Genomic DNA, 12,948 nt, shown 5'->3' with positions numbered 1-12,948 from the left:
GCCGCAGGGGGCCGGAGCCCCGTCACACTCGCCACCGTCATGATCAGGAACGTGCGGCAAACCGTCACGCTCCGCCACACAAGTGGTGCAATCGGAAGGGGCGGTGCAAGGTGGCGCCATGTGTACTCGTGTGATCTGGACGCCCGAGGGCTTCCCGGCTCTCGTCGGGCGCAACATGGACTGGAAGTTCGACCTGCACACCAACCTGTGGGTCACTCCGCGTGGTGTCGCGCGCTCCGGTGCCCCCGGCGACCCCAAGCCGCTGACGTGGACGAGCCGCTACGGCAGCGTGGTCGCCACCGCCTACGACAAGGCCGTGTGCGACGGCATGAACGAGACCGGCCTCGCCGCGCACCTGCTGTGGCTCGTCGAGTCCGACTACGGTGAGCGCGACCCGTCGAAGGCGGCCCTGGAACAGTCCAAGTGGGGCCAGTTCGTCCTCGACCAGTTCTCCACGGTGGCCCAGCTCGTCGACTTCCTCGCCTCGACGCCGGTGCAGATCCTCGCCCAGGCCATGCAGAACACGAAGGGCGCCACCACCCACCTCGCCGTCGAGGACGCCACCGGCGACTCGGCGATCGTCGAGTTCCTCGACGGCGTCCCGCACATCCACCACGACCCCGAGCACACCGTCCTCACCAACTCCCCTTCCTACGAGGAACAGTTGGAGAACCTGAAGACGTACGCGGGCTTCGGCGGGTCCGCGCCCCTGCCCGGCACGACGGTCGCCGCGGACCGGTTCGTGCGGGCCCGCTACTACCGCGACCACCTCCCGAAGCCGGAGAGCGAGACGCACGCCTACGCGGCGCTGCTGAGCGTGATGCGCAACACCGCCGAGCCGTTCGGCGTCCCCGAGACCGACGAGCCGAACATCTCGCAGACGATCTGGACGACCCTGTCCGACCTGACGAACCGCGTCTACGCGTTCGCGTCCTCGTACCGCACCGACATCTTCTGGACCGACCTGAGCCGCCTGGACTTCACGACCACCCAGCGTCTCGACCTCACGGACCGGTCGCTGGAAGGGGACGTGACCGCACGGTTCGAGGCGGCGGAGCCGTTCGCGTACGCACCTGCATGAGGACCCCTTTCCTGGGCCGCGCAGCGTCCACCGTGGGATGCTGCCGCCGCGGTTGCCCGCGATCGCCGAGGTGGCGTGGACGCCGCAACCCGAGCCCATCTGGCCGGAACTTCGCCCGCCTGCGATTTCGCACCCGCCCATGGTGAGCGTGGTGCGGTTCGAGCAGTCAACTCGCCCTGAGCGGGCAACATTTCGCCCCTTCCCGGCAATCGGCCGGTTACAGTCTCGCCGTTTCATCTCAGTCGACGCAGATTCTTGACGTGAAACATCGAGGGCTGGGGCAGCGGAGTCGGCGGCGCCGGGCGAGCCGATAGCGCCCGGGCCATCGGGCCGTGGCCCTGGCGTGAAGCTGCCACGGCGCTTTCCCGTCAGGGCCGGGGTGCGGCGCGCGTACAGGAGAGGGGCCACGGGTGCACGACGACCGTCGGCGGGTCCTGAGCGGGCCGGCGCTGTCGGCCGTTGCGGGTGAACGACGTCTGGACATGGGGGAGTTCACCCGCCGAGTTCAAGGACCGGCCGGCTGCGACCAAGGCGGCCCTCTACGAGAACATCAGGAGCGACGGTCAGCCGCTCCACCAGGCCGGGCGGACCCGGAGGCTGCCGGTGTCGACGCAGCCCGCGCCGTTGACGACCTCCTCGGTGTCCAGGCTCCAGCCGACGACGCCGTTGCCCTTGCGGCCCAGTTCGACGACGTGTTGGTCCGTGGCGCGCGCCCCTTCCTGGACCTGGCAGTCGAGGACGGACGTCCATGCCTTCCCGTCGACCGCCGACGCGAAGGCGAGAAGGGGCAGGGCCGCGACCGTCAGCAGGAGGGACACGCCCTGCTCGGCGGCGGCGAAGCGAGCGAGCCAGGGTGCGGGCGAGTAGCCCTCCTGGCGATGCCGTCGGCCGCGGCGGCCGGCTCGGTACTCGACAAGGACCCCCTGGCGCAGCGCGTAGGCCACCAGCCCGGTGGCGAGCCCCCACCAAGGGCCGTAGAAGCAGGCGCCGATGACACCGACGGCCAGCGGGTTGACGGCCGTGAGGGTCACTCGGCGGGCCGCCGCGGCCGGGCCGCTTCCTTCGGGCACGGACCCGCGCGCCGCGAACAGGGCGAAGATCACGCGGGAGACGACGACGCCGAACACCGAGCCGAGGGCCGGTTCGGTGAGCAGCATGCCCACCAGGACGTCGGGCCAGTTGGACAGTTCCATGCCGACGAACACGTCGCGGGCGTGGTCGCCGCCACCGACCGTGTAGGCGACCTTCACCGCGGGGATCGCGAGGGCGAGGGCCAGCAGGATCGTGTGCCCCGGGCCGCCCTTCCGGTCGATCGAGCGTTCCTGTTGTGTGGGTTCACCCTGCATGGGCTCCATGAAACACGCGGCGATCCGTTCGCACGGCGCGGACACGACGGCTCTGTCCGCAGCAGTCCTTCTGCGTCACCGACGACGAGCTTGTCGCGCCGGTCAGTGGCGTGGCCGGTACTCGCTCGCGGGGGAGGGCCGGTGGCGGCGGCCGGGTCGACTTCCTGTCGAGGAGGCGGTGCACCGCTGAGGACTTTCGTCCGTATGCGCGTGCCACCCGGCTCGCCCAGACTGACAGTGGACGGTCTCCCGGCCCTGAGGGGACTGTCGTCACCCGGATTCGGAGGAACCGTCATGGCCGCCCCGTACGCCGACCTGATCCTGCGCGCCGCCCGCATCCACACCTGCGTGGCAGGCCAGGAACCGCAGTGCGCGCTGGCCGTGCGCGGGGACCGGGTCGCGGCGCTCTCCCCGGATCCCGGCGGGCTCGACGACCTCGTCGGGCCCGACACCCGCGTCCTCGACCTCCGAAGCGACGACGCGACGGTCCTCCCGGCCTTCGACGACACCCATACGCACCTGGTCTCGGCCGGTGACAGCGCCCACGACGTCGCCGTCGATGGAGCCCGAAGCATCGCCGAGTTCCTCGACCTGATCCGGGCCCGCGCCGCCGAGACGCCGCCCGGCCAGTGGATCCGTACGGCGGGACACTGGCAGGAACTGAACCTCGCCGAGCACCGCTTCCCCACCGCCGCCGAACTCGACACCGCCACCGACCGTCACCCGGTCCTGGTCCTGCGCGGCGTCCACAACCAGGTCCTCAACGGCCAGGCACTGAAGATCTGCGGGATCGATGTCACCACCCCCGACCCGGAGGGCGGCGCCATCGAGCGCGACGCCGACGGGAACCCGAACGGCCATCTCGTCGACGGCCTCGCCCTCATCCAGCCGCACCTGCCCGCCCCCGACCCGGCACTCAAACTCGACGGGCTCAGGCTCGCCTCGCACGACTACGCCGCCACCGGCATCGGCACCGTACGGGACACGAACTCCTCGCTCGCCGACCTCGCCGCCATGCAACAGGTGCGGGAAGCGGGGGAGTTGGGCTGCCGGGTGCGGGTGCTGCTCAGCACGATGGGGTTCACCTCCGTCGAGCAGGTCGAGGAGGTCCTCGACGGCATGGAGGAGTGGAAGTACGTCGACGACCCCTGGCTCAGGGTGTGGGGCGTCAAGTTCTGGATGGACGGCGGCATCGAGTCCGGCGCGCTCGACGCCCCGTACTGCGAGTCCCATCGGCCGACCCCCGGCTACACCGGTCAACTCGCCTGGAAGCAGGATGTGTTGGAGGAGGCCGTCGAGCGGGTGGTGCGGCGCGGCTGGCGGGTCGGGATCCACGCGTACGGGGACCGGGGCGTGCGCGCGCTCCTCGACCTCTATGAGCGGGTGCAGCACCGCATCCCCGGCCTCCCCTACGGCACCCTCGTCATGGAGCACGGCGGCATCGCGGACGACGAGCAGCGCCGCCGCGCCGTCGCCCTCGGCATCCCGGTCACCGTCCAGCAGGCGCTGCTGTACGACGCGGCCGCCGTGCAGAGCGAGTACTGGGGCGAGGAGCGGGTCGCCGAACTCTTCCCCGCACGGCAGTGGCTGGACGCGGGCGCCGACATCTCCGGCGGCTCGGACTATCCCGTCGGGTCGTACGGAGCCGCGCACTCGCTGTACGGACTCACCACCCGGCAGACCGTGTCCGGCGTCCTCGGCGCGGACCATGCCATCACCCGCGACGAGGCGATCGCCCTGCACACCACGGCCGGCGCCCGCCTCACCGGCGAGAGCGCGCTGCGCGGCCGCCTCACCCCGGGACGGCTCGCCGACCTCACGGTGTGGGGCCACGACCCGCTGACGGTGCCCGAGGAGGAGCTGGCCGGGCTGCGGCCCACGTACACGATCCTCGGCGGCCGGCAGGTGCACGGGCCGGCGCCGTCCGACGGGCGGGCGGGGGCGTAGCCGCGTACGTTCGGAATACGGGGGAACCCAGGGGAGAAGCGCGCGAAAGGGCCGTACGACGATGACCACCGCACCCCGTACCCCCGAGGCCGGACCCCGCGCCTCCGATGCCGACGAGACCCCGGCCGGCGGCTACGGCCCCACCCGCGGTGAGCCCTCGCACAGCCCCTACCACCACCCCACCGCGGGCTGGGGCGCCGCGAAGTCCGTCGGCAAGGTCCTCGCCAAGGCCAAGGAGCCGGTCAACGGCGTGCGTCTGATGACGCGGATGAACCACGAGGACGGCGGCTACGACTGCCCGGGCTGCGCCTGGCCCGACGACCTTCACGGCCTCAAGCTCGACCTGTGCGAGAACGGCATCAAGCACGCCACCTGGGAGATGACGCCGAAGCGCGCGGGCAAGGAGTTCTTCGCCGCGCACACCGTCACCGAGCTCGCGACCTGGCCGGACCACGACCTGGAGGACCAGGGCCGGTTGGTGGGCCCCCTCTCCTACGATCCGGACACCGACCGCTACGTACCCGTGTCCTGGGCGGACGCCTTCGCCCTCATCGGCGACACGCTGCGCGGCCTCGACTCCCCGGACCAGGCGCTCTTCTACACCTCTGGCCGGCTCAGCAACGAGGCGACGTTCCTGTACCAGCTCTTCGCCCGCGAGTACGGCACGAACAACCTGCCCGACTGCTCGAACATGTGCCACGAGGCGAGCGGCCGCGCCCTGACAGCGTCGATCGGGACGGGCAAGGGCACCGTCGACCTGAACGACCTCGACCAGGCCGACGCTCTCTTCGTGATGGGCGTGAACGCCGCGTCGAACGTCCCCCGCATGATCACCACCCTCGCCGAGGCCCACCGCCGCGGCGCCCAGATCGTGCACGTCAACCCCCTGGTCGAGGCAGCCGCGGGCCGCACGATCGTCCCGCACGAGTTCGCCGCGATGGCCACCTTCAAGGCGACATCGACCGGCACCATGAATCTCCAGCCCCGCATCGGCGGCGACCTGGCCCTGCTGCGCGGCATCGCCAAACATGTGCTGGAGGCGGCCGAGCAGGACCCGAAGGCCATCGACGAGGAGTTCCTCGCCCGGCACACGGAGGGCTTCGACGCGTACCGGGACCTGTGCGCGGCCACGCCCTGGGAGGACCTGGAGGCGGCGAGCGGCCTGACGCGGAAGGAGATCCGCGCGGCCGGCGACATCTACCTCAACTCCCATCGTACGGTGATCAGTTGGTGCCTGGGCATCACCCAGCAGGAACACGGGGTGGACACGGTCCGCGAGATCGTCAACGTCCTGCTGCTGCGCGGCAACATCGGCCGCGAGGGCGCGGGCCCCTGCCCCATCCGAGGCCACAGCAACGTGCAGGGCAACCGCACCTGCGGCATCGACCACCGCCCCAAGAAGGCCTTCCTCGACCGGCTCGCGCAGGCCTGCGGGATCAACCCGCCGCGCGAGCCCGGCCTGGACACGGTGCACGGGATCGCGGCGATGGCGCGCGGTGACGCGCGGGTCTTCGTCGGCATGGGCGGCAACTTCGTACGCGCCGCACCCGACACCGAGTTCACCGAACAGGCGCTGCGCACCTGCGAGTTGACGGTTCAGGTGTCGACGAAGCTGAACCGCTCGCACCTCGTCCACGGCAAGCGCGCGCTGATCCTGCCGTGCCTGGGCCGCACCGAGCGGGACATCCAGGAAGCGGGCCCGCAGGCGGTCTCGGTCGAGGACTCGATGAGCATGGTCCATCTGTCGCGGGGTATGAAGCGTCCCGCGTCCCCTCACCTGCTCTCCGAACCGGCGATCATCGCGGCGATGGCCCGCGCCACGCTCCCCGACTCGGCGACCCCCTGGGGGCGGTACGCGGCCGACTACGACCGCATCCGCGACGTGATGGCCCACGCGCTGGAGGGCTTCGAGGACTTCAACCGGCGCGTGCGCGGACCCCACGGGTTCCGGCTGCGCCAGCCGGCCCGCGAGCGCGTCTTCCAAACCCCTTCCCACCGTGCTGAGTTCAGCTTCGCCGCGCTTCCCGACCCGAACCCGGGGGCCGGTCTGCTGACCCTCGCCACGGTCCGCTCGCACGATCAGTGGAACACCACGATCTACTCGTCGGACGACCGCTACCGGGGCGTGCGCAACCTGCGCACGCTCGTCTTCCTCAACGCCGCCGACATGCGCGAACGCGGCCTGAACGACATGGACCGCGTCGACATCACCAGCATCGCCAAGGACGGCACCCGGCGCTCGGTCCGCGGCTACCGCGCGCTCACGTACGACGTGCCGGTCGGGTGTGCGGTCGGCTACATGCCTGAGCTCAACTCCCTGTGCCCGCTGGGTGACTTCAGCCCCCAGAGTGATCAGCCGCTGATGAAACACCTGACGGTGGAAGTCGCCGCCTCCACCCAGGGGTAGGGGGCAAGTGCGAATGGGCGCCGCCTGTCAACACCGGTTATGGCAGGCCTACTTCGCGTACAGCAGGGTGCCGAGGCCGTTCCGGCCGAGGTCGTACTTGGGATCGAGCAGGACCTGCCGCAAGGTGTAGTCCAGGTACAGGCTTGTCCACGCCCCTGGCGGACGCAGCGTCACGCTCGGGTGCCCACGGCGAACTTCCCGCGTGGGGGATGAGCCGGAACGCCCCAGCCGATAGCGGCGTACGTCTGTTCATGTCGCCCGATGGTTGTACGGAGCGCCCAGCTTCTCCGGTTCGGGTGGGGCTCGGGCTTGCCGAGCTCGCCGTCGTTCATGGGTGTGCCGCCCCTTCCGCTGATCCAGGGACCGTTACCCGACCACGCCGTGCGGCCCTGGCGTTCGGCGGATCCGCCCTCGCTTTGCGGCGGTGGGCCGAAGCGCCCAGCCATGAGGTTCTCCACGGCCGTGGCAACTGCCGTGGTTCGCCGTGCTGTTCGGCGTTGGGAAGCGGCCCGCCGCCCGCTTGTCCACGGTGATGACATCGTCACCGAAGGGCGGGTGCCGGGTTCGTCGCGCATGGTGGCCGCTCAGCCGTCGACCTCGACGACGATCTTGCCGTTCAGGTGGCCCTGCTCGCTGTGGCGGTGGGCGTCGGCCATGCGGGGCAGGGGGAAGGCGGAGTCGATGGGCATGTGGATCCGGCCGTCCTCGATCATCGGCAGTACGGCGCCGAGTGCTTCGCGCATCGGAACGGGGGTGCCGGAGAAGCGCACGCCGTGGTCGGCGGCGGCGAGGTCGGCGATGGTGAGGACCCGGTCGGGGCCGCCGGCCAGTTCGATCGACTCGGGCAGGACGCCTCGTCCGGAGGCGTCGAGAACGGCGTCGATGCCTTGGGGTGCGGCGGCGCGGACGCGCTCGACGAGGCCGTCGCCGTAGCTGACCGGGACCGCGCCGATCTTCTCCAGGAAGGCGTGGTTGGACGCGCCGGCGGTGCCGATGACGCGTGCCCCCCAGGCGCGGGCGAGTTGGACGGCGACCAGGCCCACGCCACCGGCGGCGGCGTGGATCAGGAGGGTGTCGCCGGTACTCACGCCGAGGTCGCGCAGCGTGCGGTAGGCGGTTTCGACGGCGACCGGGAGGGCGGCGGCCTGCGCGAAGGACAACTCGTCCGGCTTGGCCATCAGTTCGCTCACGCCGGCCACGTCGTGGGTGGCGGCCGCGCTGCGGTTCGCGGAGCGGCCGAAGACTGCCTGGCCGACCTGCCAGTCGGTCACGTCCGGGCCCACGGCGTCGACGAGCCCGGCCAGCTCGATGCCGGTGCCCGCCGGTTCGGTCAGCTCCTCGCCGCCGCTGAACGCGCCGCTGCGGATCTTCCAGTCGATGGGGTTGACCCCGACCGCCCGCACCGCCACGCGGACCTCGTCCGCTCCGGGCTCCGGCAGCGGCACGTCGACCAGGTTCAGCACATCGGCGTCACCGTAGGAAGCAAAACGAATGGCCTGGGGCATCGATCTTCAACTCCTGTCGGGGGTGGTCCTGCCGGTGAACGCGTTGGGGGCTCTCGTAGCGTCGCAGGACCGTCGTTGTTCCGCACTCCAGGCTACCCCCTATCGGAGCGGAGCGCTCCGCTCCGATAGGGTCGGCGTCGGAACCCTGCACCTGTGCGCGCACCATCTCGTGCGCACGTCATCTCGGAGGACACATGACAGCGACAGTCACCCGCCCCACGGCCCTGGTCACCGGAGCCGGCCGCGGGATCGGCGCGGCGACCGCCCGCGAACTGGCGGCCCGCGGATACCGCGTCGCCGTGAACTACCACTCGAACCGGGAGGCGGCCGACCAGGTCGTGAAGGCCATCGAGGTCGAGGGTGGCGAAGCCGTCGCGCTCCAGGCCGATGTGTTCGACCCGGCCCAGGCCGAGGACCTCCTGCGCGCCGCCGCCCCCGACGGACGCCTCGACGTCCTGGTGTGCAACGCAGGAGCCCGTTTCACCCCCACCCCCGTGCGGGATCTGGCCTGGGAGGACTTCCGGCAGAAGGTGACGGACGAACTCGCCGCCGTCTACACCTTCACGCAGCGGGCCCTGGAGACCATGGGCGCCCGCGGGCAGGGGCGCATCGTGTACGTCTCCAGCGCGGTCGCAGGCGGCCCGACCTCCCCCGGCATGGCCGCCCACGGCACCTCCAAGTCCGCCCTCAACACCTTCGCCCGCTTCGCCGCCTACGAGGCCGGCCCCCTCGGTATCCGTATCAACGTCGTCGCCCCGGGCTTCGTCCGCACCGAGGCCAGCGCCCACGTACCGCAGCAGGCCCAGCAGCGGCTCGCGGACATGACCCCGCTGGGGCAGCGCGTCGCCGAACCGGAGGACGTGGCCCGCGCGATCGCCGCGCTCGTGGGCGAGGAGACCGGCTTCGTCACCGGCGCGGTACTCCCCGTCGACGGCGGCCGCGGCCTGGCGGTCGGGTAGGGGAGAATCCTCGCCATGGGTGACACGCACAACGGGGCGCCGCGGGGCCGGCGGCGAGAGGCGGACCGCAACGACGTCCGCCTCCTCCGGGCCGCGCGGGAGGTCTTCGCGGAACAGGGCTGGCAGGCCCCCGTCTCCGAGATCGCCCGCCGGGCCGGCATCGGCATGGGCAGCCTCTACCGCCGCTTCCCCAGCAAGGAGGACCTCGCCCAGCGGATGCGGATCGCAGGGATGGAACAGCTCACCGCGCAGGCGCGCACCGCGCTCGCCGAGGAGCCGGATCCCTGGGCGGCCTTCGCCCGCTTCCTGCGCGACGCCCTCTCCAGCCACGACGCCGGCGGTCCACTCCTTCCGCTGGTCGGCGGGCGGCTCCCCGCCACCGAGGAGATCGACACCGCCGCCGCGCGGTTGCGAGAGGCCCTCGACGACCTGGTCGCCGGTGCCCAGCGCGCCGGGACGCTGCGCGCCGACTTCACCTCCGCGGATGTCCCGCTGCTGCTCGAACACCTCGGAGCGCGGATCCCTGTCGACGGTGAGCGCGGCACCGAACTGCACTTGCGCTATCTCGACCTGGTCCTCGCCGGTCTGCGCGCTCAAGGCCAGGGCCACCCCGCCGCCATGCGGGGCCCGGCACCGGACTGGTCCGAGCTGGGGCACCTGTGGAACGCACCGGACACGTAGGCGCAGACCGTGGGGCGGACCGCTTCAGGGTCCGATCGTCGCGGAGGGGTGACCGTGCGGGGAGGTGCGCCGTTCGCGCGTTCTCCGAGGAGCCGATCCACAAGTCATGAGTAGTCGAGGGCGGGGGCGGCGGGGAACGTCCTCAGGTCATTGCGCCGCTCTGCTCTCGGACACGCGCATCTCCTCGTTGTCGAGGGCGGCCTGGAGGCGGCGCAGCACGGTGTCGTCGATGGTGTTCTCGTCGCGGAGGCGGACGACGGTGGCCCGTTTGTGGGCGATGAGGGCCAGGTGCAGTGCGAGGTAGCCCCGGTGTCGGACCAGCACCGGGTCGTCGTCGGTCCTGCCCGCGCTTCTGGCCCGTACGGTCGCCAGGTACGCCTCGTACTCCTGGCGCAGCCACTCGGCCGTCTCCGGTTCGGTGCCCAGGTCGGCGGCGAGACCCGGAAGGGCCGTGAGTGCCTCCTCGACGGCGGTGGTCTCGGCGAGGTTCTGCTCCTCGTCCACCGAGGTGTCCGGGGGGGGAACTTCGCCCAGCGCACCGCGACTGGCAACAGGAGCCCTTGCACCACCAGGGTGACGAGGATGACGCCGGAGGTGACGAAGATGATGAAGCTGCGGTCGGGGAAGGGGGCGCCCGAGTCGAGCGTCACCGGCACCGAGAGCGCCACCGCGAGGGAGACGGCGCCCCGGAACCCGGCGAGGCCGGTGACCACCCGGGACCGGTGGCTGATGCGCCGAAGGAGCTGCTGCGGGCGGCGGTCGAGGACGCGGATCAGGTAGGCGGAGCCGAAGAGGAACGCGAGGCGTACGGCCACGAGGACGAGGGAGACGGCACCCACCGCGACCAGGGCGCTGCGGATGTCGCCGTCGCTGAGGTGACGTACGGCGTACTGCAGCTGCACGCCGACCAGGACGAACAGGGACCCGTTGATGATGAAGGTGACCAGCGGCCAGAAGGCCATGGCCTGTGTGCGGTGGTCGGCACGGATGATGCGCGGGGCGACATGGGCCATGATCAGGCCGCTGACGACCACGGCGAGGACGCCGGAGGCCCCGATCAGCTCGGCGAGCAGGTAGGCGGCGAAGGGCGCCAGGACCATGACGAGGTTGCCGAGGAGCGGATCGTCGATCCGGCGCCGCAGATTCATGTTGACCCAGGCGACCACCGCGCCGACCAGGGCTCCGCCACCGTAGGCGAGCAGGAAGAGGCCGCCGATGTGCGGGATGCTCAGGTGCTCCTCGCCGACGGTGATGCCGACCGCGAGACCGTAGACGACCAGAGCGGTCCCGTCGTTCACCAGGCTCTCCGCCTGCAGCACGGTGACCTGGCGGCGGGGCAGCGAGCGGGCCAGGGCGGCGACGGCGGTGGCGTCGGTGGGAGCGACGGCGGCGCCGAGCACCCAGGCCGGGCCCCATGGCAGCCCGAGCGCGTGCCCGGCCGCGGCCACGGCCCAGGCCGTGAGGATGACCAGCACGGTGCTGAGGAGCACGATGCCGCGCAGGCTGGCGAGGATCTCGCGCAGGGATGTCGACAGGCTTTCCCAGTACAGGAGCACCGGAAGGAAGAGCAACAGGACGACGTCCGGCGGAAGTTGCGTCTGTCGCACGGCCGGGATGAATCCCAGGACGATCCCGGTCACGAGCAGCAGGACGGGCGGGGCGACACCGGAGCGCTGCGCCAGGAGGCTGCCCACCAGGACGGCCACGCCGAGGACCACGACGAGTTCGAGTGCTTGCACGGTGCTTCTTCCGGGGTCGGGGCGGACAGGCCGGAGGATCCGCCGATGACCGTCATGGTCGCCTGTACCGGGGCCTGCGGCCGGATGGCGGGCGGGGAGTCCGCCGCCGTGTCGCGGTAGGTCTCCGTCGCGGCGGCGCGGCTCGAGCGGGCGGGAGCCGTCCTCGTGCGGCCTCGGCGCGCGGGCTCAGAAGGTGAGGACCAGGCGTCCGCGCAGGCCGCCCGCGGCCAGGAGGCGATGTGCCTCGGCGGCCTCTTCGGCGGGCAGGGTCCGCGCGACCCGCAGGGTGAGGCGGCCCGCCTCCGCCAGTTGCCGCAGGCGCTCCAGCTTGGCGTGCTCGCGTGCGTACAGCGGTACGAAGGCGTTCCGGGTGGTGATGCCGCGCTCGACCGCGCCCTGGGGGCCGCCGCCCGTGGCCGCGATCCGGCCGCCGTCGCGTACCGCCGCGGCGGCCTTCTCGGCCAGGCCCACGACGTCGACGAGCCCGTCGACGCCGTCGGGGACCTCCTTGCGCACAAGGCCGGCGAAGTCGTCCCCGCGGGGCAGTACGACGTCGGCGCCCAGCTCCCTGACCAGCTGCTCGTCCTTGGGTGCCGCGTCGACGATCACCCGGTGTCCGTCCGCCTTGGCCAGTTGGAGGGCATAGCCGCCGACCGCGCCGGCGGCTCCGGTGATCGCCACCGTGGCACTGGCGGGGAGTTCGAGGAGGTCCAGCGTCATCCGGGCGGTCAGGCCGTTCATCGGGAGCGTGGCGGCCTCGGTGTCGCTCGCGCCGGCCGGTGCGCGGACCACCGACTCGGCGGGGACGACGAGGTGCTCGGCGTACGCGCCGTGTGTCCCGGAGGTGGCCACGACGGCGATCACGCGGTCGCCGATCCGCAGGTCGGTGTCGGCCCCCTCGCCGATCTGCTCGACCACGCCCGCCGCGTCCATGCCCGGAACGTAGGGCGGCTCGGCGTCGGAGACGAAGTTGATGCCCCGGCGGACCAGCGTGTCGACCGGGTTGACCGTCGCGGCGCGGACCCGGACGCGAATCTGGCCCGGCCCGGCATCGGGGATCGGCAGCTCCAGTACCCGCAACACTTCGGGCCCGCCGAACGTGGTCAGTCCTACGGCTTTCACCGGGCAATCCCTCCTGACGTTCCGCGGCCGCGCACGGCACTCTCTCCACCAGGAAACAGGGGAATTAAGCAGAGCAAAAGCGGAGGAACAGGGAGAGAATCCTCCCCCCTTCCCGGGGCGCGGACGGATTGGCCCGGGGTTAGCGTCGGCAGCGGCGAATA

The 12,948-nt window shown here is 71.6% G+C and carries 10 protein-coding genes; 5 read left to right on the top strand and 5 right to left on the bottom strand.

The genetic code is table 11. The features are described from left to right. The first annotated feature begins 118 nt into the window (after positions 1–118). On the top strand, positions 119–1,081 hold the full coding sequence (locus ACP4E5_RS09635; RefSeq protein ID WP_425826972.1) for a linear amide C-N hydrolase: 963 nt from the start codon (positions 119–121) through the stop codon (positions 1,079–1,081). Between the two features lie 563 nt (positions 1,082–1,644). Here ACP4E5_RS09635 and ACP4E5_RS09630 read toward each other — a convergent pair. Then, entirely contained in the window at positions 1,645–2,427 is a 783-nt protein-coding gene (locus tag ACP4E5_RS09630; protein WP_425826970.1) for a hypothetical protein, read from the bottom strand. Between the two features lie 294 nt (positions 2,428–2,721). On the opposite strand from ACP4E5_RS09630, the gene ACP4E5_RS09625 reads away from it, so the two are divergent. After that, on the top strand, positions 2,722–4,374 hold the full coding sequence (locus tag ACP4E5_RS09625; RefSeq protein ID WP_425826968.1) for an amidohydrolase: 1,653 nt from the start codon (positions 2,722–2,724) through the stop codon (positions 4,372–4,374). 61 nt (positions 4,375–4,435) lie between these two features. Then, positions 4,436–6,781: an FdhF/YdeP family oxidoreductase gene (locus tag ACP4E5_RS09620; RefSeq protein ID WP_425826966.1), complete on the top strand. Its 2,346-nt coding sequence runs from the start codon at positions 4,436–4,438 to the stop codon at positions 6,779–6,781. A gap of 48 nt (positions 6,782–6,829) precedes the next feature. Here ACP4E5_RS09620 and ACP4E5_RS09615 read toward each other — a convergent pair whose 3' ends face one another. Continuing rightward, positions 6,830–6,955 carry a hypothetical protein gene (locus ACP4E5_RS09615; protein WP_425826964.1) on the bottom strand — a complete coding sequence of 42 codons (126 nt, stop codon included), beginning with the start codon at positions 6,953–6,955 and terminating at the stop codon, positions 6,830–6,832. A 410-nt stretch (positions 6,956–7,365) separates the two neighbouring features. Continuing rightward, complete coding sequence (locus ACP4E5_RS09610; protein WP_425826962.1) at positions 7,366–8,286, bottom strand: NADP-dependent oxidoreductase; 921 nt, start codon at positions 8,284–8,286, stop codon at positions 7,366–7,368. A 194-nt stretch (positions 8,287–8,480) separates the two neighbouring features. Here ACP4E5_RS09610 and ACP4E5_RS09605 point away from each other — a divergent pair, with 194 nt between their 5' ends. Further along, a complete protein-coding gene (locus ACP4E5_RS09605) occupies positions 8,481–9,245 on the top strand; it encodes an SDR family oxidoreductase (protein ID WP_425826960.1) in 765 nt (254 codons plus the stop codon). 15 nt (positions 9,246–9,260) lie between these two features. After that, the gene (locus tag ACP4E5_RS09600; RefSeq protein WP_425826958.1) at positions 9,261–9,926 is read left to right on the top strand and encodes a TetR/AcrR family transcriptional regulator; all 666 of its coding nucleotides are present in this window, start codon (positions 9,261–9,263) and stop codon (positions 9,924–9,926) included. Between the two features lie 104 nt (positions 9,927–10,030). Here the strand turns inward: ACP4E5_RS09600 and ACP4E5_RS09595 are convergent, their stop codons facing one another. Together ACP4E5_RS09595 and ACP4E5_RS09590 are read right to left on the bottom strand one after the other, a co-directional pair. Further along, the gene (locus tag ACP4E5_RS09595) at positions 10,031–11,665 is read right to left on the bottom strand and encodes a Na+/H+ antiporter (RefSeq protein ID WP_425826956.1); all 1,635 of its coding nucleotides are present in this window, start codon (positions 11,663–11,665) and stop codon (positions 10,031–10,033) included. Positions 11,666–11,851: 186 nt separating this feature from the next. Beyond that, a complete protein-coding gene (locus ACP4E5_RS09590) occupies positions 11,852–12,787 on the bottom strand; it encodes an NADP-dependent oxidoreductase (protein ID WP_425826954.1) in 936 nt (311 codons plus the stop codon). Positions 12,788–12,948: the final 161 nt, after the last annotated feature.

Origin of the sequence: Streptomyces fractus, from assembly GCF_049844455.1 — a bacterium.
Classification (GTDB): domain Bacteria; phylum Actinomycetota; class Actinomycetes; order Streptomycetales; family Streptomycetaceae; genus Streptomyces; species Streptomyces fractus.
Note: the sequence above shows the minus strand (reverse complement) of the source record. Positions and strands in the feature narration are given on the sequence as shown.

What these genes read in the sequence shown, in the direction of transcription:
- ACP4E5_RS09610 (WP_425826962.1), bottom strand. Translation starts at nt 8,286, where the DNA reads ATGCCCCAGGCCATTCGTTTTGCTTCCTACGGTGACGCCGATGTGCTG.
- ACP4E5_RS09635 (WP_425826972.1), top strand. Translation starts at nt 119, where the DNA reads ATGTGTACTCGTGTGATCTGGACGCCCGAGGGCTTCCCGGCTCTCGTC.
- ACP4E5_RS09625 (WP_425826968.1), top strand. Translation starts at nt 2,722, where the DNA reads ATGGCCGCCCCGTACGCCGACCTGATCCTGCGCGCCGCCCGCATCCAC.
- ACP4E5_RS09620 (WP_425826966.1), top strand. Translation starts at nt 4,436, where the DNA reads ATGACCACCGCACCCCGTACCCCCGAGGCCGGACCCCGCGCCTCCGAT.
- ACP4E5_RS09600 (WP_425826958.1), top strand. Translation starts at nt 9,261, where the DNA reads ATGGGTGACACGCACAACGGGGCGCCGCGGGGCCGGCGGCGAGAGGCG.
- ACP4E5_RS09605 (WP_425826960.1), top strand. Translation starts at nt 8,481, where the DNA reads ATGACAGCGACAGTCACCCGCCCCACGGCCCTGGTCACCGGAGCCGGC.
- ACP4E5_RS09630 (WP_425826970.1), bottom strand. Translation starts at nt 2,427, where the DNA reads ATGCAGGGTGAACCCACACAACAGGAACGCTCGATCGACCGGAAGGGC.